20 protein-coding genes are annotated in these 22,164 nt (G+C 53.9%); 10 read left to right on the plus strand and 10 right to left on the minus strand.

Translation table 11 applies throughout. The annotated features are described in order from the left end of the window. Positions 1–20 precede the first annotated feature (20 nt). Positions 21–1,424: an alkaline phosphatase gene (locus HBA55_RS27310; RefSeq protein ID WP_166998021.1), complete on the plus strand. Its 1,404-nt coding sequence runs from the start codon at positions 21–23 to the stop codon at positions 1,422–1,424. A gap of 486 nt (positions 1,425–1,910) precedes the next feature. Here HBA55_RS27310 and HBA55_RS27315 read toward each other — a convergent pair whose 3' ends face one another. From HBA55_RS27315 to HBA55_RS27325, 3 genes are all read right to left on the minus strand, one after another. Next, entirely contained in the window at positions 1,911–3,065 is a 1,155-nt protein-coding gene (locus HBA55_RS27315; RefSeq protein WP_166998023.1) for an acyl-CoA dehydrogenase family protein, read from the minus strand. Between the two features lie 117 nt (positions 3,066–3,182). Beyond that, on the minus strand, positions 3,183–4,733 hold the full coding sequence (locus HBA55_RS27320; protein ID WP_166998025.1) for an acyl-CoA synthetase: 1,551 nt from the start codon (positions 4,731–4,733) through the stop codon (positions 3,183–3,185). 132 nt (positions 4,734–4,865) lie between these two features. Then, on the minus strand, positions 4,866–5,882 hold the full coding sequence (locus HBA55_RS27325; protein ID WP_166998027.1) for an AraC family transcriptional regulator: 1,017 nt from the start codon (positions 5,880–5,882) through the stop codon (positions 4,866–4,868). A gap of 125 nt (positions 5,883–6,007) precedes the next feature. Here HBA55_RS27325 and HBA55_RS38330 point away from each other — a divergent pair, with 125 nt between their 5' ends. The 4 genes from HBA55_RS38330 (at position 6,008) to phaR (ending at position 9,539) form a co-directional block, all read left to right on the plus strand. Next, positions 6,008–6,352, plus strand: a complete 345-nt coding sequence (locus HBA55_RS38330) for a hypothetical protein (protein ID WP_166998029.1) — start codon at positions 6,008–6,010, stop codon at positions 6,350–6,352. A gap of 543 nt (positions 6,353–6,895) precedes the next feature. Further along, positions 6,896–7,105 (plus strand): hypothetical protein, encoded by a 210-nt coding sequence (locus HBA55_RS27335; protein ID WP_166998031.1) that lies wholly within the window; start codon positions 6,896–6,898, stop codon positions 7,103–7,105. Between the two features lie 71 nt (positions 7,106–7,176). Further along, positions 7,177–8,940, plus strand: a complete 1,764-nt coding sequence (locus HBA55_RS27340) for a class I poly(R)-hydroxyalkanoic acid synthase (protein WP_166998033.1) — start codon at positions 7,177–7,179, stop codon at positions 8,938–8,940. A 161-nt stretch (positions 8,941–9,101) separates the two neighbouring features. Beyond that, on the plus strand, positions 9,102–9,539 hold the full coding sequence (gene phaR / locus HBA55_RS27345; protein WP_166998036.1) for a polyhydroxyalkanoate synthesis repressor PhaR: 438 nt from the start codon (positions 9,102–9,104) through the stop codon (positions 9,537–9,539). Positions 9,540–9,597: 58 nt separating this feature from the next. On the opposite strand, the gene HBA55_RS27350 is transcribed toward phaR, so the two are convergent. Continuing rightward, positions 9,598–10,815, minus strand: coding sequence for a polyhydroxyalkanoate depolymerase (locus HBA55_RS27350; RefSeq protein ID WP_166998038.1), 1,218 nt, complete (start codon positions 10,813–10,815; stop codon positions 9,598–9,600). Positions 10,816–10,963: 148 nt separating this feature from the next. Then, the gene (locus HBA55_RS27355) at positions 10,964–11,347 is read right to left on the minus strand and encodes a phasin family protein (protein WP_166998040.1); all 384 of its coding nucleotides are present in this window, start codon (positions 11,345–11,347) and stop codon (positions 10,964–10,966) included. Between the two features lie 549 nt (positions 11,348–11,896). Between HBA55_RS27355 and HBA55_RS27360 the strand changes: the two genes are divergently transcribed. Next, the gene (locus HBA55_RS27360; RefSeq protein ID WP_338109470.1) at positions 11,897–13,114 is read left to right on the plus strand and encodes a dipeptidase; all 1,218 of its coding nucleotides are present in this window, start codon (positions 11,897–11,899) and stop codon (positions 13,112–13,114) included. A gap of 10 nt (positions 13,115–13,124) precedes the next feature. Continuing rightward, complete coding sequence (locus HBA55_RS27365; protein ID WP_166998042.1) at positions 13,125–13,787, plus strand: cytochrome b/b6 domain-containing protein; 663 nt, start codon at positions 13,125–13,127, stop codon at positions 13,785–13,787. A gap of 18 nt (positions 13,788–13,805) precedes the next feature. On the opposite strand, the gene HBA55_RS27370 is transcribed toward HBA55_RS27365, so the two are convergent. Further along, positions 13,806–14,249 (minus strand): c-type cytochrome, encoded by a 444-nt coding sequence (locus HBA55_RS27370; RefSeq protein WP_166998043.1) that lies wholly within the window; start codon positions 14,247–14,249, stop codon positions 13,806–13,808. A 248-nt stretch (positions 14,250–14,497) separates the two neighbouring features. On the opposite strand from HBA55_RS27370, the gene HBA55_RS27375 reads away from it, so the two are divergent. Beyond that, positions 14,498–15,112 carry a class I SAM-dependent methyltransferase gene (locus tag HBA55_RS27375; protein ID WP_166998046.1) on the plus strand — a complete coding sequence of 205 codons (615 nt, stop codon included), beginning with the start codon at positions 14,498–14,500 and terminating at the stop codon, positions 15,110–15,112. A gap of 249 nt (positions 15,113–15,361) precedes the next feature. On the opposite strand, the gene HBA55_RS27380 is transcribed toward HBA55_RS27375, so the two are convergent. From HBA55_RS27380 to cueR, 3 genes are all read right to left on the minus strand, one after another. Continuing rightward, on the minus strand, positions 15,362–16,048 hold the full coding sequence (locus tag HBA55_RS27380) for an SDR family oxidoreductase (RefSeq protein WP_166998048.1): 687 nt from the start codon (positions 16,046–16,048) through the stop codon (positions 15,362–15,364). 335 nt (positions 16,049–16,383) lie between these two features. Then, positions 16,384–17,556: a permease gene (locus tag HBA55_RS27385; protein WP_166998050.1), complete on the minus strand. Its 1,173-nt coding sequence runs from the start codon at positions 17,554–17,556 to the stop codon at positions 16,384–16,386. Positions 17,557–17,567: 11 nt separating this feature from the next. Further along, positions 17,568–17,960: a Cu(I)-responsive transcriptional regulator gene (cueR, locus tag HBA55_RS27390; RefSeq protein WP_166998052.1), complete on the minus strand. Its 393-nt coding sequence runs from the start codon at positions 17,958–17,960 to the stop codon at positions 17,568–17,570. A 117-nt stretch (positions 17,961–18,077) separates the two neighbouring features. Between cueR and HBA55_RS27395 the strand changes: the two genes are divergently transcribed. Further along, on the plus strand, positions 18,078–18,827 hold the full coding sequence (locus HBA55_RS27395) for a M48 family metallopeptidase (RefSeq protein WP_166998054.1): 750 nt from the start codon (positions 18,078–18,080) through the stop codon (positions 18,825–18,827). Positions 18,828–18,996: 169 nt separating this feature from the next. After that, entirely contained in the window at positions 18,997–20,112 is a 1,116-nt protein-coding gene (locus HBA55_RS27400; RefSeq protein WP_240946315.1) for a glycerophosphodiester phosphodiesterase family protein, read from the plus strand. A 437-nt stretch (positions 20,113–20,549) separates the two neighbouring features. On the opposite strand, the gene HBA55_RS27405 is transcribed toward HBA55_RS27400, so the two are convergent. Continuing rightward, positions 20,550–22,142, minus strand: a complete 1,593-nt coding sequence (locus HBA55_RS27405; RefSeq protein WP_166998058.1) for a sulfatase-like hydrolase/transferase — start codon at positions 22,140–22,142, stop codon at positions 20,550–20,552. Positions 22,143–22,164: the final 22 nt, after the last annotated feature.

The raw sequence follows: 22,164 nt of genomic DNA on the forward strand, positions 1-22,164 counted from the left end.
ACCACCTTCAGGAGGAAACCATGCGGGTCAAAGCCCTCGCCCTGGCACTGACGGGCGCCCTATTGTTTGCAGCCAGCGCCACAGCACAGAACCGGGATGATCGTCGCAATGTCATCCTGATAATCGGCGATGGCATGGACGACCAGCAAATCACCATCGCCCGCAACTACCTCGCTGGCGCCCAGGGCAAGCTTGTACTGGATGATATGCCGGTAAGAAGTACCTCCCAGGTACTCACCGTCGACGAACAAAGTCCCGCTACCCCTGTCTACGTCGCCGACTCCGCCAACAGCGCCACCTCCATGGCCACCGGCAAAATCACCAGTCGCGGCCGCATTGGCACCAGCGCCCGCGATGACAAAGACATCGCCACCATCGCCGAACAAGCCAAAGCGGCAGGATACCGGACCGGCATCATCTCCACCGCCAGCGTCACCGACGCCACTCCAGCCTCCTTTATCAGCCACGTCGCCTCCAGAGGCTGCGAAAACCCCAATGTCATGCTGCCCTCCGACGACTTCCCGAGCTGGCTTGACCCTGCAGCCTGCAAAAAAGACATGCAAGTTGAAGGCGGGCTGGGTTCTATTGCTGAACAAATTGCCAACGGTGACACCGACGTCGTCATGGGTGGTGGTCTCAAACACTTCGTCAGCCTGGCAGAAGACTCGCAACAAACGGTACTGCAATTGGCTGAAATCAACGGCTACCAAATCGTCAAAAAACAGCAAGACCTGAATAACATCGACCCACGCAAGAAAATACTGGGACTCTTTACTGACGGTACCATGCCCACCCGTCTGCAAGGCGAGAACGGGCGCATCGCCGAAAAACCCAAACCCAGCCTTCTCAACCGTATCGACTGGCGTCTGGGTTCAGTAGAACTCCCCCAACCTATGGCTTGCGAAAGCAATCCAGAGTTTGATGACACCCCCAGCATCAAAACCATGACTGATGCCACTCTTAAATACCTTTCGGCACAAGAGAGTCGCGGTTTCTTCCTGATGGTGGAATCCGCCTCCATCGACAAACAAAGCCACGCCCGCAATCCCTGTGGCAGCATCGGTGAACTGCAACAACTTGAAGAGGCACTGATCAGTGCACTGGAGTTTGCTGAACACAATCCCAACACCCTTATCCTGGTCACCGCCGACCACGGGCAGGCCGCACAGATCATTCCGGAAAACAGTCTGTTCAGCCGCTATGGAGTGCCTGTTTATACCGCCGGACACGTTGCCAGGATCCAGACACCCGAAAACCAGATTATTGCTGTCAACTACGCCACCAACGACTTCCCTTATGAAGAACACACCGGAGTCAACGTACCATTGTTCAGCAATCACGAAGGCGCCGGCCGCGTGGCTCCAATGGTTACCCAACCGGAGATCTACGCCATCATGATGGCCTATCTAGGTTTGCCGTACTAATTAGAGAGATAGATCTTCTGCAAGAGTTGATAAGCTGTTTGGGTGCAGGCTTTGACGGCAATGTGCCATAACCGGAAGTTCATAATCCTGGTTCAGGGCACCATGGGCGTTCGATAATGTCCGCAACGGCCGCACGAGGTAGGGTGGATTAGAAGCGCTTTGCGCTTCGTAATCCACCGATCCGCCGAAGGTTTAAATTGGCGGCGGCCGTGTACAAATCACCTGTTGCAGGCACATTCAAGGGTGTTAAAAACCGGGCCGAAGCCAACGAACATCTCCGGCAGAACCGGCGGATTACGGCGCAAGCGCCTAATCCGCCCTACGCATAAACAACGCCGTCAGAGTACCAATCCTGCGAATTTCTAAGACCGGTTATGGCACTTTTCTGCCTACCCGGTCCCACCTAACGCTTCTTGCAAATAAAGCTCAAATAGAAAAGTCTCTATGCCTCTGCCAGAGACAACTAACACCACCAGACCGAAATCGTTATTTCCGCCCGGGTAATATCCCCATTTTCTTGGCGATAATCCCCAACATCACCTCATCGGCACCACCGCCGATAGAACACAGCCGCTGATCCCGCCAGGCGCGCGACACCGGGTTATCCCACATATACCCCATACCGCCCCAATACTGCAGACAGGAATCCGCCACTTCCCGCACCAGACGCCCCGCCTTCAACTTCGCCATGGACGCCTTCATGGTCACATCCACACCATTGATATACCCCTCAACGGCGTCGTAGGTCAGCGCTCGCAGCGCCTCCACCTCCGTCTGCAACTCCGCCAGACGAAAATGAATCACCTGATTATCCAACAGCGACTTACCAAACGCCTGACGCTCGCGGGTATAATCAATCGTAGTATCGATACAATACTCCATCGCCTTCAGCGAACCCGCGGCTGCGTACAAACGCTCCTCCTGGAACTGAATCATCTGATAGGTAAAACCCATGCCTTCCTCGCCAATCAGATTGCGCTGAGGTACGCGCACATCGTCAAAGAAAATCTGTGCCGTATCGGACGAACGCATACCGAGCTTGTCCAGACGCTCAGAAAAAGAAATGCCAGGCGTGCTGGTCGGTACCAGAATCAATGACTTATTCGTATGCGCCGGGCCATCGCCCGTATTGGCCAACAGACACAGAAAATCCGCCTGCGTGGAATTGGTAATCCACATCTTAGTCCCGTTAATCACATAATCATCACCGTCCTTCCTGGCCGTCGTCTTGATCGCCGCCACATCCGAGCCCGCGTGAGGCTCACTCACCGCAATCGAAAACACCGCCTCGCCGGCAATCGCCTGGGTCAAATAATCACGCTTAAGTTCATCGCTACCGAATTTGGCCAAAGCGGGAGTCGACATATCCGTCTGCACCCCGATCCCCATGGAGACCCCGCCACTGTGAATACGGCCCAACTCCTCAGAAAAAACGATTTGATAACTATAATCCAGCCCCATGCCACCATACTCGGTGGGTTTGGGAATACCCAGCAACCCCAGGTTGCCCATTTTCTTAAACAACTCATGGGCCGGGAAGATGCCCTCCTTTTCCCACTCATCGCAATGAGGATTGATCTCCTTATCGATAAAGCTGGCAACTGTCTGTCGAATGGCGCTGTGTTCTTCTGTCAATATCATGTTCTTCTCATACAGGTCTGGACATATCATTCCAGTCTAAGACTCTGGCAAAGACAAACCCGGGATTCGGTGCCAACTTCTTGGGAATTGGCGCCAAATCCTTGCTCTGTCCAGGAGTTACCCCTCTTTGGAAGTAAAAGACTCACGCAACTCATACTTGAGCACCTTGCCGGCGGGATTGCGGGGCAAGGCATCGATAAAATGCAGCTGCGTTGGCAGCTTGTAGCGAGCCAGATTCTGTTCGCCAAAGTCCCGCAACTGCGCCAGGCTCAGCTCAGCCCCTTGCTCCAGAACCACAATCGCCGAGACAGCCTCCCCCCACTTGGAATCCGGCAGCCCGATAACCGCCACCTCGCGGATCGCCTCGTGGCCGTAGAGCACACTCTCCACCTCGGCGGGGTAAACATTCTCGCCACCACTGATCACCATATCCTTAAGACGGTCACACAGAAACAGATAACCATCCTCATCCAAATACCCCATATCGCCGCTGTGAAACCAACCCTCAGCATCTATAGCCTCAGCCGTGGCCTGCGGGCGATTCCAATAGCCCTTCATCACATTGGGGCCCATGACACAGACCTCGCCCACCTCCCCGGCGGGCAGCGGTCGGTTGTTGTCGTCCACAATCCGTACAAACGTGAACAGTGGCGCCGTACCCGCGGAACCCACCTTTTCGAGCGCCATATCGGCGTTCAGCAAGCTGGAAAAGGGCGCGGTTTCCGTCAGACCATAACCCTGATTGAATTGCACACCTCGCTGCCCGTACAACTCGATCAGAGGCACTGGTACCGGAGCACCGCCACAAATCAACGACCGAATGGAACTCAGGTCGGTTTCCGCAAAGGTGGCTTCCTGGCTCATCATCAGAAACATGGTGGGCGCCCCGAAGATGGCGGCCACCTGATAACGGGGGATATCCTCCAGCACCTTGGCGGCATCAAAGTTACGGTGCAAGACAACCTCAACCCCCTTGCACAGGGACTGCAATGTGGTGACATTAAGCCCACCGATATGAAACAGAGGCGCACAGGTCAATGTCGACTGTCCCATGTACTCCTCACCAAAACAGGCATTCACCGTGTTCCAGAAAATATTGCCCTGCGTCAGCATGGCGCCTTTGGGCAGGCCGGTGGTTCCGGAGGTATACATAATGATGGCGACGTCGTGGCTTTCCGTCCGTTCGCAGTCGAGCAAGGGGTCACTCGCAGCAATCAGCGCTTCCAACAGATCCCACCCCTCAGGCGTACTGGCATCCGGCTCTGCCGAGATATAACGACGGGCGCAAAGCGTCTCTTGTTCGCTCTCAATGGTGGTCTGCATTGTGTTATCCACCACCAGCGTATGCAGCCCAGCGTCATTGGCGATATAACGGATTTCAGGCCCACTCAGACGGAAATTCAGTGGAACGAAAATGGCCCCCAGGCAGGAAGTGGCAAACAGCGTCTCCAAAAACGCGGGGTGGTTAAATCCGATATAACCCACCCGGTCACCGCGGCAAACGCCCCCCTGTCGCAACGACGTGGCCAGACGCCGGACTCGATCGGACAACTGGGCAAAACTGAGGGTTTGCTCTTCAAAGGTCAGGGCTCTGCGTCGGGGAGTCAGTTGGCCGCGGCGCAGTATCAGATTACCGAGACCGATATCGGGAGTGGCGGATGCGGTCATTGGGGAAGTCTCCATTATGGTTGTGGGGTTTAGCGTGGATCCATCACAACCATAGTAGAAGGCTTTAACGCAGCCCACATGCCATAAGGTGCCAACAATACCAGAATTGGTGCCAGCCGCAGCGGAGACTGATTATTGCCCCTGCCGATACTCCCTGGGCGACATCCCATGCCAGGATTTAAAGGCGCTGGAAAACGACCCCTGATCACCATAACCTAACAAGAATGCGATTTCGGTGATCCCCAAACGCTCATCAGCGAGGTAGCGCAACGCCAGGCTGGCGCGCACACTCTGCAGCACCTGCAAAAACTGCGTGTCCCGATCCGACAGGCGACGCTGCAGGGTACGGCGCGATAGGTTCAGCTCCTCCGCCACCCGATCAATGCTGATCTCCCCTTCCGGCAGCAGCTTCAGTATGGTCTGGCGCAACTGCTGTAGAAACACATCCCGGGTTTCACCCTCCTGAAACAGATGCTCCACCGGGCGTGCCATAGTCGCGGCCAGATCACCCGCCAAACGGGTAAGCGGATAGTTAAGACTCTCGCGGGAGAAGTAGAGACAACTGACCGGTTGATTAAAGTGCAGATTTTCGCCAAACGTGGTGTTCAGCAACGTCAGGTCCTGGGGTTGGGCATAGGTAAAGTGAGCTCTCCTGACCGGTATGGGCAGGATGCATAGGGAATTCACAATAGCGGCCGACACCGTCAGCATCTCGTCCGTCAACAGCCGCTGTGTACCAGTGGCTTTCCACAGAGGCTGCCACTCCAAACGAATAAACTCCGGTTCGCCTTGAATCACCACCTCGCCGATATCTCCGGAAAAGCGCAATACGCTGGGCATGAGGTTGAGATATTCACGAAAAGTGGAGCAGACGGTGGACATATACAATTGCAGATTCAAGCCATTGATATGCGCAATGCGGCCGGTATAAAGCCCGATATCCGGGTTATTGGTATGCTCCGCCAACAACTGATAGAACCTCAGCACCTTGGCGACAGGAAAGCGGTGTTCCGGGTCTTTGAACAGGTGTTTGTCGATGCCCACCTTAATCAGAAGTGCATCGACCGGCGCCCCCAGATGCTCCCCCGCCTGCACTATGGCTTCTACGTAGGTGCTGTAAACACTCCAATTGGGATTGGGGACTTCCATAAACCTGACTGCGCGACCCTGTGATTCAGAACAGGGCATTTTAGCAGCAGGTTTGATAGTGATGCCACCACTGTCAGGCGCAATGGCTGGCGAGAGATTGGGATCTGACGGATTCCCTGGCGAGCATGGCATTAGCCTGCCGGGCAATCATCAATTGCTCAATGGTGGAAAAAGCCGGCACCACTGCCCGGGTTGGCGACTATCAAGCTCTCCTGTTCATTCCTGCTCATATAGGTGGGAGCGACCGCCGCAACATATGCATAGGAAAGACCATGAAACCCATAACGCTGAATACTCTCTATACATCAGTTCACGGGGGAGAGCGCATTGTCTTGCCAGACGGGATTGGAGGGCGCCAGAATCTCAATGCCATTATTGGCAACCAGGTTAATATGCTCTTGCGCCAAACACCGGCTGAGATCATTAATATCCAACGCGGCAAATTTAAAACTGCAAGAACCAAAAATTAAAGACAGGACTATATCGGTCGCGAGTTGCGTTCCACTCCAGCTTCGATTCGGTTATTGACTCGTTCTTGCATGGCGTCAGCTCATTAGTGGTTTCTCGCGACAGAGCTACCTGAAGCTTTGCCAACAAAATTACTCTTCTTTTGTTACAGCCAGAAAAACAATGGGTGTCATTATTTTTACCAAAATTACAAACAAGTTTCTTCAGACGCAGGTTGGCCATTTTCGCCCTATCAAGATCAATTCCAATTAAACCGCGCACCATAATGAAATCCTGGCGCACTCTTATGATGCGCAACCCCTTGGGAAAAACGTCTTAATTTACAGACTGAAAATCAAATCAGGCGATCGACACAACCTCCATTTTTATTCCGAAAATTGTTCCCGTGATTTACATCAAAATGAAGAAAAACTCTTGGCATTTCTCTTGCTTTTGTAACATTAACGAAATACTTTACGCGTACTTATATCGCACCTAAATATGGCCTCTGCCATTCAGAATCGACAAAGACGCGACGCGATATCAGGCGAAAGGGATTCAGCGAAATGAGCAAAGATGCAACCATCAACTCACCGGCCAGCCACATCCGTACACCCTCTCTCGCCAGCGAAAGCAAACCCAAGTCAGATCAGGCCACCACCTTGACATTGACAACGCACTCTTGGCTGCGGGCAAAAACCAGTAAACCCATCGATTTTTCTGAACAAAAGAAAAACCCGCATCAAGACGGGAAAACGACTAAGCCGACGCACTAGATCGGCGCGACTCATCAACTTCGTGCACATTATTGAATCTTAAAAGGTACTCAGTACCAGGAGATATTTACGTGGGATTAGACCAACATCAGCAAGACTACCTGCAGACTGCCGGCAAACTGTTCAGCGACATGCTCAAAACCTGCCAGACCGCCAATCCAATGTTCAACCCCGACAAAATGGCGCAACTGTTCAATAGCGGCAGCCAAATCGATACAGAAAAACTGCTTCAGGGCCAACTCAACCTGATGCAGCAACAATTGCAACTTTGGCAGAAAACCACCCGCGCCATGCTAGAGCAAAGCGAGCCGGAAAACGTGGTTGAAAACGACCGCAGCGACAAGCGCTTTAAAGACCGTGCCTGGAAGAATGACCCCGTCTTCAGCTACCTCAAACAATCCTACCTGCTCAATGCACGCTTGCTGGAAGAAACCGTCGACAGTATCCACTTTGAAGACGAGAAAACCCGCGACCAAGCCAAATTCTTTACGCGCCAGTTTATCAGCTCCATGTCGCCCACCAACACGCCACTGACGAACCCTGAAGTCCACCGCAAAATTCAGGAAAGCCAGGGCCAGAGCCTGATGCAAGGATTTGAAAACTACCTGCACGATCTGCAAAAAAGCCCCATGGACAGTTTCAAAATCACCCAGACCCCCGAAGACGCCTTCGTACTGGGTAAAGACCTGGCCAACACCCCCGGGCAGGTTGTCGCCCAGACCGATCTGATGCAGCTCATCCAGTACACCCCCACCACCGACAAAGTGCAGGAAGCACCGCTGCTGATCATCCCGCCCTTTATCAACAAGTACTACATCATGGACCTTGGAGCCCGCAAATCCATGGTCCGCTGGCTGGTGGAACAAGGCCACACCGTATTCATGATTTCCTGGGTCAACCCCACCCGTGAACTCTCCCACAAACGCCTGGACGACTACATGCTCGAAGGCCCGGTGGCCGCACTGGACGCTATCGAAAGCATCACCGGCCGCAAGAAAATCAACGTCGCCGGCTACTGCGTAGGCGGCACCCTGCTCGCCTGCACCGCCGCCTACCTGAAAGCCATTGGTGACGACCGTCTCAACAGCCTCACCTTCTTCGCCACCATGCTCGACTTCTCCGAGCCGGGCGAGATCGGCAATTTTGTCTCTGAAGAAATGGTCGAACTCTTGCGCCAGGAAACCGAACTCAAAGGCGTACTCGACGGCCGCAAAATCGGCCTTGGCTTCAACATGCTGCGGGAAAACAGCCTGTTCTGGTCCTACTTCGTCGACAACTACCTAAAAGGCAAACGCCCGGCGGCACTCGACATGCTGTTCTGGAACGGCGACGCCACCAACATCCCGGCTGCCGCCTACAACTTCTACCTGCGCAACGCCTACCTCGAAAACCGCATCAAACAACCCGGTGGCATCAGCCTCAACGGCGTACCCATCGACCTGAGCGCCCCCAGCGTACCCACCTACGTCGTCGCCTCAGAAGCCGACCACATCGTACTCTGGGAAAGCGCCTACCGCAGTGCTCAACTGCTGTCCGGCCCGACCCGTTTTATCCTCGCCTCCTCGGGCCACATCGCCGGCATCATCAACCCCGCTGACCCCGGCAAATACCCCCACCGGGTACCTGCCGCCGACAGCGAAGGACAACCCTTGCCGGAAAAACCCGAACAATGGCTGGACAGCTCCGAGAAAGTCTCCGGCTCCTGGTGGAACGACTGGGTACAGTGGTTGCAGCCGCAGTCCGGCAAGGCAGTGAAAGCCAGAGAAGTGGGGACCAGCAAGGAGTATCCGGCGCTGGAAGCTGCACCGGGCAGCTACGTGAAAGTCAATATCTAGCACGTGCAAAACTCATTGGTGGGTTAGGCTTCGCTAACCCACCCTACAAATCCAACTACCCAGAGGTAGCGAGTCATCCAAGCCTTAGCCCCAACCCGTGCACTTCGCCCCGCCAACGCTTATACTGAACGACTGCCAGTTACCCGATAGCGAGACCGACGTTGATCACCATCAAGAAATACCCCAATCGCCGCCTCTACGACACCTCCCAGAGCCAGTACGTCAACCTCGACTACATTAAAAAACTGATCATCGACCACCAGGATTTCGAAGTTGTCGACTCCAAAAGCGGCGATGACCTCACCAAAAGCATCCTCCTGCAAATCATCACTGAACAGGAAACCAGCGACGAGCAATCCATCCTCACCGACGTCTTGCTCAAACAGCTCATCCGCTTCTATGGTGGCGACATGCAAGTCTTCGTGCGCCAATACCTGGAAATGAGTCTCGCCAAATTCCTGCAACAACAAGACACCATGCAAGGCATGCTCAAAAACCTCATCGACGCCAATCCCATGACCACCTTCAATAAAATGATGCAACAAAACATGGACGCCTGGCAGTCTTTCACCCCGGGCAACAAAAAAGACAAAGACTGATAAACGGACACAAAAAAACCGCCGGATGGCGGTTTTTTTATCGGTGAATGGCAACAACTCAACTGTACTTGCGAATAAACTCCGTCACCAACGGTCGTACCTGCTTGCGGAACTTTGAACCACTGAAAATCCCATAGTGGCCCGCCCCCTCCTGCAAGTGATGTTTACGCATCGACTTGGGAATATTGCTGCACATATCCTGTGCTGCCTCTGTCTGACCAATACCGCAAATATCGTCGTCCGCGCCTTCCACCGTCAACAGCGCCGTATTCTTGATCGCCGTCAAATCCACCGGCTTACCCTGATACGTCATAGTGCCATTAGCCAGCGCATTGTCCTTAAACACCCGCTCAATCGTCTCCAGATAAAACTCCGCCGGAATATCCAACACCGCCAGATACTCATCGTAAAACGCGCGGTAACGATCACTATCCTCCTGATCCCCGGAAACAATATTGCGCATAAACATCAGCGACTTCTTCAGATGAGTATCCAGATTCATACTCAAAAAACCGCCCAACTGCAAAAATCCCGGATACACCTTGCGACCCGCACCCGGATAGCCGTTGGGCACCGTCATAATCGCAAACCCCTTGAACCAATCCACACTGTGCTCACGGGCATATTCATTCACCCGAGTCGGATTTCTGTCCGTATTCAGCGGCCCGGCCATCAACGTCAGCGATTTGGGCGTAGAAACACTATTCTGCTCCGCCATTACCGCCGTCGCGATCAACGCCTGTACCGTCGGCTGACAAATAGCAATGACGTGTACATCCTCTCCCAGAAGCTCCATAAACTCGATCAAATAGGAGACGTAACAATCGAACGTAAATGGACCCTCTTCAGCCGGGACTTCACGGGCGTCCAGCCAATCCGTGACATACACCTCATGGCGAGGCAACAACCCCTCCACCGTGCCCTTCAGCAAGGTCGCATGATGACCGGACAAAGGCGCCACCAACAACACCTTATTCTTATGCTTGCGCCCCTGGCGCTTGAAATGAATCAGATCACAAAACGGCTTCGAATGCTCGATCTGCTCGCGAACCATCACCGTCTGACCATCAATCGTGGTAGAACGGATCTCAAAACCCAACTTATCGTAGGTTTTAGTGGCACGCATGGCCGACTCCAACATCGCGTTGGTCGCCCGCCCCATCCAGGTATGACTGAACGGATTAAACGGATGGCTGGTCATCTCGTGCGCCAGGCTATAAAAGCCATGAAACGCATTCGCGGTTTTAACGGTATAGTCGTAGGCTTGGTAACGCATCGAATCACCCTACTGGTTGGTCAGAAAAATTTGCGCGGGACAGGTACCACAACGCAGCTCAATCCGCGAGAGCGGGAGCTGCGCCGGGCAGGCCGGCGCTACAACATGCCGACCCGGGGAATGGCCTTTAGACCAAAGGCGATGCCTATTACTTGGCAGCAGCAGCCTTGGTAGCAGCCTTAGTCGCCTTGGCGGTAACTTCAGCAGCGTTTTCCTTGGCTTCAGCGAAAGCAGTCTTCAAAACTTCACCCACTTTCTCCTGAGCCTGAGTCATAACAGCGTAAGCATCCTTGGTAGTCGCAACCAACTTCTCCTGAACACCCTCGGCGTAAGACTTCTGAGCCTCCAGAATGGCGCCCATATCCTTCTGCTCGCTGACATTCTTGGCGAAGTTAACGCCGTCATTCATCATGCCGGTGAACAGGTTGGTCTGCTGCTGCAGCAACTGCTCGGTAACCTGGGCATTGATAGTAGCCAGGTCGCTAACAGGCTTAAGGGTACGCTGGAACTGCTCGGTGATCTGATCAAACATGGCTAATGTCTCCTGAAATTTGTTTATGCTGCATAGCAGCAAAGTGCGAGCAAATAATACCCAGCTGAACAAACACCGGTCAACGACATTTTTGTTGCAGTGCAGCAAAACCCAATATTATTTAAGCATAAAAATCAACTTTCTTATTCCAAATTACAAATGCCCCATATTAATGAGGCACCCAACATTGAGCTCTTCAGAGTCAAAGGTGGCTGGGGTCTTGTTTTCAGAGCGTAAAAGAGGAGCGCTGAAGGCGCCCAAGAGACCAACGTTTTGTGTTGGGCTCTTGGGCAACTGAAGGTACCCCGGAGGGGCGCCCGACAGCTCTGAAAACAAGACCCCAGCCGCCTGTAGTGGCACCCAACCCAGCACCCCCCCCCTGCTGCAGCGCAACAAAAACACCTCACCCCGGCCAAATATCACCAACAAACTGAGGACAACCCACCCCCAAACGTCCTACCCCAGAACCCACCAACACATCTGGCATCCGGCCCCACAGCATGATTCAATAAATCCGCCGGAAATCCATAACAACCACAAGGAGCGCCCGTGAAGCCAACCTCACACCTGATCAAAAACCTGCGCAACAGCCTGCTGGCCACCACCCTTGCCACTTGCGCCACCTTGCCGGCACAAGCAGCCCCCAGCCAAAAAGCCATCGACATCGCCCACAAATACCCGATCGTCGACGGCCATATTGACGTTCCCTACCGTATGCAACGCCACTGGGAAGACGTCACCCAGGCCACCGAAAGAGGCGACTTCGACTACCCGAGAGCCAAACAGGGCGGCCTCGACGCCCCCTTTATGTCCATCTATATTCCAGCGGTAAAAGAAGCTGACGGCGCCAAAGAACTGGCTGACGTCCTCATCGACCAAGTCGAAGCCATCGTCTACCGCGCCCCCGACAAATTCACCATCGCCCGCACCGCCGCCGACATACGCGACAGCTTCAAAGCCGGTAAAATCGCGCTGCCCCTGGGCATGGAAAACGGCGCCGCCATCGAAGGTGACCTCAAAAACCTCAAACACTTCTACGACCGCGGCATCCGCTACATCACCCTCGCCCACTCCAAATCCAACCACATCTCAGACTCCTCCTACGACAAAGCCAAAATCTGGAAAGGCCTGAGCCCCTTTGGAGCGGACATGGTCAGAGAAATGAACCGCCTCGGCATCATGATCGACATCTCCCACGTCTCGGATTCCGCCTTCTACGAAGTCCTGGAACTCACCGAAGCACCCGTGATCGCCTCCCACTCCTCCCTGCGACACTTTACCCCGGGTCTGGAGCGTAATGTCGGCGACAAAATGCTTAAAGCCCTGGCCAAAAACGACGGGGTCATCATGATCAACTTCGGCAGCTTCTTTGTGACTGAAACCGCCATGCGCTGGGGCAACGAATTCAACGCCGCCAGAACTGCCTTCGAAAAACTCCAGGGAGACAAACTCACCCCGGAAGCCAGTCTGGCCTTTGCCAAAAGCTACCGCGAACGCTTCCCCTACCCCTTCGCCAGCATCAGTGACGTCGTCGACCACATCGACCGCGCCCGCAAACTCGTGGGCATCGATCACATCGGTCTGGGTTCCGACTACGACGGCGTCGGCGACTCTCTGCCAGAGGGCCTAAAGGACGTCTCCACCTACCCGGCACTGATCGAAGCACTGCTGGATCGCGGATATCGCGAAAAAGACATCGCCAAAATCCTCGGCGGCAATGTACTGCGGGTCATGGAAGCCGTAGAATCCTACGCCGCCAAACACTAAAGAGCGTTCTATGCAAACCACTCCACACCTCATCTGGGACCGACACACCCGCCTGTTTCACTGGGCCCTGGTGCTGACCTTTAGCGCCTCCATGATCACCGGGCTGTCCGGCGAGATGGACTGGATGGAGTGGCACCTGTACTGCGGTTACGGCATGCTGGGGTTGATCACCTTCCGGCTGCTTACCGGCATACTGGCGCGCGATTACGGGCACTTCTCCCGCTTTCCCATACATCCGCGCCATGTAAAAGCCTATGCAAGGGGGGAAAAGCAATACGCCGGGCACAACCCCATGGGCTCATGGATGGTCATCATCATGCTGATGGCGCTCGCCGCCCAGGCCCTCAGTGGCCTGCTGACCACCGACGACTTTATGTTTGAGGGACCCTGGGTCTATAACGCGGACGAATTCTGGATCAGCCTGGCTGGAAAAGTCCACCACAACAACTGGATACTGCTGCTGGCCCTGGTGGCCTGTCACATAATCGCCGTGCTGGTGTATCGTTTTGGCAAACGTCAGGACTTGATCACACCGATGGTCACCGGCAGAAAATGGTTGCATCGGGATTTGCTCACCGACCTGGAAGCTGTAGTGCCGCTATCAGTGTTAAGGCTGGCACTGCTTCTGGGCAGTGCCGCCGGTTTGACCTGGGCAGCCGTTACACTGCCCTGATTGATCGCAAACGCGCCATCAATCTTCTTTAAAATCATCATGGCAACCCTTGCAGGTGCCACCCAAAGCCTTGGCGGCTGACGCCAGGGCCTTCACATCGCCATTACCCGCGGTAGCTGCCAGAGCATCGGCTTTATTCACAAACTTATCCATTGCCTCTTTAAAGGCTTCCGGTTTGCTCCAGATGTCTGAGCTGGCGCTGGTCTTGCCACTGTCAGTGCCCTCAGGGAAGGTATGCACAGCTATCTTCGACAGATGAGCAATGCTGTCGGCGTGGAACTGACGGTTGGGGGCAAAGCTCTCTGGACCACGCAAGGTTGAAAAAATAGATGTCAGGTGGCCGGAAATCGCGTTCATCACCCCCTGGCGGTGCTTAATCAAGGCCTTGCTGTCTGCTGCCTGAACCCCGGCGGTGGCTGCCAGGCTCCCCAAAACAATCATCGGCAGGAAGATCTTTTTCATAATGGTCATCTCTTTGCTAAAGTCTCTGTTTATTAACATCTCTGTCAGGTCTAACAACGGTCTTTCGGCAGTGGCAGCGCCCATGAGGCAAACCTCCACGGCGCTTTCGACAAACTTTAGCGCTGAAGGTTGCAAAGGTTGGCTCGCTTGCCGGCAAGTCGCGGCCAAGACTGCCAAAACCATTGTATTGACGCAACCACTAGTTGGCGTGGTTAGCATTTAAATTGCTGAGAAAAAAGGGAATTGCCATGAGTTTCTATGACGACAAGATCTTGCCGCACATGATTAACCTCGCTTGCGGCACCAAACCCATCCTCAAACAACGCCAAAAAGTTGTGCCACAGGCCGAGGGCCGAATACTGGAAATCGGTATGGGTTCAGGCATCAACATCCCTTACTACAACCCCGAAAAGGTGGAGAAAGTCTGGGGGCTTGAGCCCTCCGATGGCATGCGGGAAAAGGCCCGTGAGCGGGTTGCTGCCGCCCCCTTTGAACTGGAATGGCTGGGATTGCCGGGGGAGGAAATCCCCCTGGATGACGACAGCGCAGACACCATCGTCCTGACCTATACCCTGTGCACCATTCCTGACTGGCGAGCGGCGGTCAAACAGATGCGGCGGGTACTCAAGCCCGGCGGCAAGCTGCTGTTCAGCGAGCATGGCCGCGCACCCGACGAAGCGGTGCGCAAGTGGCAAAACCGCATCAATCCGCTATGGATGAAGATGGCAGGCGGCTGCCACCTCAACCGGGACATCCCCAAGTTCCTGCGCGAGGGTGGGTTCAAACTCAGGGATATGGAGACCCTCTATGTTCCCTCAACACCCAAAGTCGCCGGTTTCACATACTGGGGCTATGCAAACTGAAACACCAACAACTCAATCCGGCCGACTTAAATTTTAGTGTGCAACTGCAGCATAGATTCCACAGTACCTGTGGATAACTTTGTGAGCAGTTGCCGGAAAATTCCCTTCAGGCCACAGGGTCTATACCCTTCAGCAAATTGATCATTTATTAGCCAAAAGAAGGCACCCTCTAATCCAGTCGACTTAATCGCTGAAGCCTCAGTTTTTTGTCTGTCATCAAGCGGTAATCAATTTGTCATCGATCATCACTCAACCCGTCGTTGTCGCCCAGCCACCGGACCAGGGAATGACCTGCCCCACCATATGGGTACACTTATCCGACGCCAGGTACAACGCCAACTCGGCGGTCTCTTCCGCCTCTGCAATCTTGCCCGTGGGAATTTGTGGTAAGACACGCGCCTTAAAGCGCTCACTTTCGATCAACTCATCGGGAAAGTAACGCTCATTTTTGACGTAATGCTGAGCAATCGCATTGAACTGAATATTATCGGCCGCCAATTCAAGTCCCGCTGCACGCACAAATGCATTTTGTGCCCCCCGAGCGGAGCAATAGGCACTGAACTTTGGTATCCCCCGAAGCGGCGACGCACTGGTCATAGCGATTATTTTACCTTTACCCTTCGCCTTCATGGCGGGCACAAATCGACGCACCGTGCGAATCAACGGGAACACCATATGCTGGAAAAGTGTATCCAGCTCTTCATCGAGAATATCGTCAACGCGATTGGGCATCGGATCTTCGGCAAAGTTGGCAACAAGAATATCAATGTCTTTGGCACGATCTGCCAAGTCTTCCAGTGCCGATTCGCTAACCAACAGATCACTGTCGCGAACCACCTCTGCCCCCTCCTGCTCAAATCCATCCGCGATAACGTTTCCCATATAACGTTCCACGCAGGTTACCAGTACCTTCTTGCCTTCATAACGCAGCGTCATCCGCCCGTCCTCCCCCTTTGGGTTTGTCGAATAAAGCATCAAATCAGAATCTGCAGACACCATAGTACAATTAAGGCTTCCACTCGCGTGTTGAAAGCGTCACTTGTCGGTCGATTAACGACGTTGTGGATCAACATGGAGGCCGGTAAGAGAAACCCACAGATCCTGTGGATAAGTCGTTGGACAGCTTTCGGAAAAGTGGTCAAAACCCCGAAGCCGCGTCGCCTGCAGCGAATTGATCACTTCCCGACCAGGGTTTCGAACACTGTACTCCAGACGCCCAAGTTGTTGATTTTTATCAACAATTTGATCATCTAACAAACACCTTCGAGATCTCAGACAGCAAAGCTGGTGTTCAAAATCCAGGCAATAATCACCACCTGAGGAACAGTAACCAGAGGCAGGAACAGGGCAATTTTCCAAGAGCGAGTGGTATCTTTGAGCACCATCACCTCGGTGTAGTCGGTGGATACGCCCGTCATCATAAAGGCGAAACTGTTACCGGGCGCCTTCGCCCGGGTCATCAAATCGGCGGCGATGGGCGTGGAACCTTCTGAACAGACTTCAATGATGGTGGCAGCGATCAAGGTCACCACCAGACCCAGTGCTGTGGGGCCAAACCAGTCCTGAAAATCTTCCAGCGCCACAAAACTGCGCAGAGCGGTCGCCAGCAGCACGCCGAACAGGAGCCAACGCAGAACCATCTGCGACCCTTTGAAACCGTCCCACATTACCTCGCGAACCAATCCGGGGCGCCAGTCAACACCACGCCAGTAGACCTTCAATTCTGTCCACAAATGGTAATCCTCCGGCAACTGACTGGTATTGGGGTTGCCTGGCAAAGTGCCACGCCCGACCAGAACTTCGAAAATGCAGCCGCTGATCACCGCGATCACCAGCGACAAAAGAATAAATGCCAAGGTCCAGGGCAGACCGATTAATGCCACCAGAATGATGGTCAACGACAGTGAGTTCCAGGGGCTTGCAATCAAAAAAGCCATAACTTGCCCCAGGCTGGCGCCACGCTGGTACAACTGCATACCCACCATTAATATGCCATGACTGCAAAGATCCATTAGCGTTCCCGCCAGAGTGGCCCGCCAGACACCCCGCAAGGTTCCACCTGGCCCCAAAACCGCTGTAATCATTTGCTGTGGTATGCGGCTCAACATACCCACAAATATTGCGGCCAGCACAACCCCCCACCACATGGTGTTAATCAACTCGAACACGCCGTGGCTCATGGTATGTGCCCAAGCGGGCAAGGAATGAGACCAACCCAGGACATGCAGCACATAGCCCGTAGCAACGGGAACGGCACTGCCCCAAAGCAGCCAATCAAATCGCCTGCCTGCGTCTGCCCCTGTGTCGCAACAGGAACTCACCGGTGCAGCCTGGGCTGCTTGAGTGCCGCAGCACGAATCCACCACGGCTTCACTCACAACATTTTTAGAGCAACAACTCTCGGCCGTCGATGTCACTTTCTTGTCCGAACAACAATCCGACATACGCCCCCCTTCTAAGACTGCTCGGCCAATTTGTCGATAATCGCGCACTGCGCCTGTTCGTCGCCCGGACAACGTTCGACCAGGTCCTGGAGAGTATCCCGCATTTGCAATAATTCCTGAATTTGTGCTTCCACCCGCTCCAGTTTTTCCTGCACCAACACCTTCACTTCTGAACTGTGGCGTTCGGTATCGCGATAGAGGGACAGCAACTGGCGGCACTCCTCCACGCTAAACCCCGTGGCTCGTGCCCGCTGAACAAAGCGCAATATGTCGAGATCCTCTTCGTCATAATCCCGATAACCATTATCACCCCGGCTGGCGGCACCGATGAGCTCAATTCGCTCATAGTAGCGAATGGTCTTGGGCGACAATCCACTGGCTTTGGCGGCCTGGCTGATGTTCATATTCCCTCCATGCATCAGACAATCTATAGTCAAACCTTAAACCTTCCACCCATGGTAAGGTCAAGCACCTGACATCAATTAACTGGGAATATCGGGACAGCCGGTTATAATGCCGCCATGCCTTACCGCCTGCGCAAATCCAAACCCCCTCGCCTGATCCCGGTGGAGGACCCCGGTCACCTGGGCTTTGACTACACCATCCGACTGTCCAGCCGCAAAACCGCCGCCATCGAAATCCGCTCAGGCAAGGTAGTGGTTGCCGCCCCCCATAGAGCCACACAGCGGGAGCTAAAGCACTGGGTTGAAGACAAAGCCGACTGGATCCGTGCCAAACTGACCGAACAGGCCGCGCGCGAAGACGAAATTCCCCAGCCCAGCTTTGCCGACGGTGAACGCTGGCCTTACCTGGGGGAACTGCTGGAACTCAAGCTGGTCTATGGCGGCAAACCCGGTATTCGGCGAGAAGGCTCCCGATTATGGGTCACGCTCTCCAACCGCAGCCGCAAGCCCACAGAAACGCAGATTCGCCAGGCACTGGAAAACTGGTATCAACAACAGGCTCAAATCGTTCTCACCGAAAAAACGGATTTTGTCTGCCGGGCGCTCAAACGCCCCTATCAGGGTCCAAAGCTTCGGCGTACCAAAACCAAATGGGGCCACTGTACCGCCAAGGGCGAAATCCAATACAACTGGCTGATCATGCAGGCGCCTGAAGCCGTTGTGAACTATCTGGTGGTTCACGAATGCTGCCATTTGATTCACCACAACCACAGCCGCGCATTTTGGGATCTGGTGGGGCAACTCTACCCGGGCTACAAACCGGCTCGACAGTGGCTGAAAGACAAAGGCCACCGGTTGGTGCTCTGAATCAACCTCCAAGGACAGCGCGATGAAAACCCAATGGACGAGCTTAAAATGGATATTGATTGGAATTCTTGGCCTTATCACAACAGCTTGTTCAAACCAGCCCCTAACCGTTAAAACAGAGTTCTCACCAATTTCTCTGGGGCCTCGCCCGTTTTACCTGATCGACCAGATGACAGCCTCCGACCTAAAGGAGACCTTGCAAAGCTGTCAGAAAAATGTCCTCCACCGCCGCAGCTTTTCCATCGGTCACCGCGGTGCGCCACTGCAGTTTCCGGAACATACCCGCGAATCCTATTTGGCAGCAGCTCGCATGGGGGCCGGCACCCTGGAGTGCGACGTTACCTTTACCCGCGACAAACAACTGGTCTGCCGCCACTCCCAATGCGATTTGCACACCACCACCAATATCCTGGCCTCACCGCTGGCGAAAAAGTGCAGCATCCCATTTCAGCCCGCTCGTTTTGACAAGCACGGAAAACTGGTTCAGGCAGCCAGCGCCAAATGTTGCACCAGTGACATCACCCTGGAGGAGTTCAGGCAGCTCAAAGGCAAAATGGATGGCGCCAATCCCAACGCCACCAGTATCGAAGCATTCCTCAAGGGCACTCCGCGATGGCGTACGGATTTGTACGCAACTCAAGGCACACTAATGACTCATCGCGACAGTATAGAGCTGTTTGATCAACTGGGTGTGAATATGACGCCGGAACTCAAATCCCCCCAGGTCGAAATGCCGTTTCAGGGATTCGATCAACACGCGTTTGCCAGCAAACTGATTCAGGAATACGAAGACGCCGGTATCGACCCTGAGCGTGTCTGGCCGCAGTCATTTCATTATAAAGATGTGCTCTACTGGCTGCGCCAACATCCGCAGTTCGGACAGCAAGCGGTAATGCTGGAGGGACGCTATGCGCGGGAGGGATTTGACCACCGAGATCCGAACAGTTGGTCTCCCTCCATGGAGGAACTCAACGCTGCCGGTGTGAGTATACTGGCGCCTCCACTTTGGATGCTGGTTGAAAGCAAAGACGATCAGCTGGCGCCTTCCGCCTATTCCCTCGCTGCGAAAAAGGCCGGTTTGAAACTGATCGGTTGGACGTTGGAGCGTTCCGGTCCACTCAATAGAGGCGGTGGCTGGTACTACCAGGATCTCAATGGCATTAACAGCGATGGTCGTGTCTTTGAACTACTGCATGTACTCGCTCAGGACGTCGGTGTTCGTGGTGTCTTTAGCGATTGGCCCGCTGCCGTTACCTACTACGCCAATTGCTTCGAGCTACCCTGAGCTCAAGGAAACGGTACTTACTGCAAGAGTGCGATTGCTGGACTCAGAGTTTTGTTTTCAAAGTCTCTTCCGTGCCATAACCGGTCTTACAAATTCGCAGGATTGGTACTCTGACGGCGTTGTTTATGCGTAGGGCGGATTAGGCGCTTGCGCCGTAATCCGCCGGTTCTGCCGGAGATGTTCGTTGGCTGCGGCCCGGTTTTTAACACCCTTGAATGTGCCTGCAACAGGTGATTTGTACACGGCCGCCGCCAATTTAAACCTTCGGCGGATCGGTGGATTACGAAGCGCAAAGCGCTTCTAATCCACCCTACGTCGTGCGGCCGTTGCGGACATTATCGAACGCCCATGGTGCCCTGAACCAGGATTATGAACTTCCGGTTATGGCACTCAGCTGACTATCCAATCCTCCGCAACCAGCAAACCTCCAATGATATCTAAGAATCCGGACTGGCCTGCACACCCACCACCTTATTCTTCAATGCAGTCAACTTATCTTTCACCATTTTCTTAATGGCCTCGCGCTTGATCGCAGTCATCGCCAACTCCAAAGCCTGGGGCGAGTACATCGGCATTTCCGCCTCAAACACCTCAGGTTTATCCCCTCCGGGCAAAATCAAACCATACTTTTCCACACTGTATACATACTCAAAAGCGGGTTTAAGGGCCGCGGCCAGTAACCATAAATTCTGCAACGCCAGATTGTGTTGCTCCTTGGGGTCCAACTCAAGATTATAAGCCTCAGGAGCCCAGAGTTTGTTATAGCCTCGTTCGTGCAACCCGGTCTTTTCCCCGTGCATATAAATCTTAAACTGACGCCACTTCACACCCGTCAACTGCTCCCCGGCAAAAAACAACACACTCTCACGATTGGAATGAGTCTGTTTGCCCAAAAAGAAATCAGACTGATCAACCCCATCAATCTCGCGATCATCGGGCACCTCACCACCGGCGATTGAGGCCAGAGTGGGAAAAATATCACTGATACTGACGATCTCATTGCTCACCCTTTTCTCAGGCACCCTACCCGGCCAGCGAACCATCATCGGCGTTCGAATGGAACCTTCGTGCACCGTACCCAAATATCCGCGGTAAGGACCTGTATCGCCAATATAAGGATATTCAGCCCGATCGGGTCCATTGTCACTGGCATAGATCACCAGTGTATTGTCAGCGATTCCCGCCTGTTCAATGGCCTCCAAGACCTGCCCGACACGATAATCATGCTCCATCATCGAATCGCCAAACTTGCCAGCACCTGACTTACCCTGAAAATCTGGGTGCGCGATCGAAGGATGATGCACCAGTGACCAGGGAATATAGAGAAAAAACGGTTTATCCGACTGCGCCTGACGCTGGATATATTTCACAGACCGGTCCGCAATCATCTCATCGATAAAAGGGCGAACCTCTTTATTATAAGGCTGCAACTGACGTACGCCTTCACCCTTCTTGCCCTCATACAAGCGCGGCGTTTCAAACAACTTGGGATCAAAACCCACCGCATCCGGAAACCAGGAAACATCCGTACTGAATGGAAAACCCCACCACTCGTCAAAACCCTGATTGATCGGCAGACGATCTTCCACATAACCCAAGTGCCACTTACCAAACATGGCGGTGTCGTAGCCCTGCTCCGACAACATTTCGGCAATGGTGACTTCCCAAGGGGCCAATCCCACCGGCAACCCCGGCACAGGTACTGCGCGTGTTGTTCCGGAACGAATGGGCATGCGTCCCGTCATTAACGCAGAGCGGGACGGCGTGCATTCCGCCTCCACATTAAAATTGGTCAAGCGCAGTCCTTGCGCTGCGAGCTGATCGAGTTTTGGCGTCGGTGCACCTCTCAAGATGCCTCCACCATAGGAGCCCAGATCGCCGTAGCCAAGATTATCGCTCAGCATAATCACGATGTTGGGGCGTTGAGCCTCAGCAGAGCTTATATTGGCCAAGCCAACCATTACGAGCGAGAAGATCCATAGAACTCTTGTTCTGTGGACTGCCGCCAGTTTCGTTAAAAAATCAGACACAAATACCACCTTGGAAATTGAT

Origin of the sequence: Pseudomaricurvus alkylphenolicus (assembly GCF_011683955.1) — a bacterium.
Lineage (GTDB): Bacteria > Pseudomonadota > Gammaproteobacteria > Pseudomonadales > Cellvibrionaceae > Pseudomaricurvus > Pseudomaricurvus alkylphenolicus.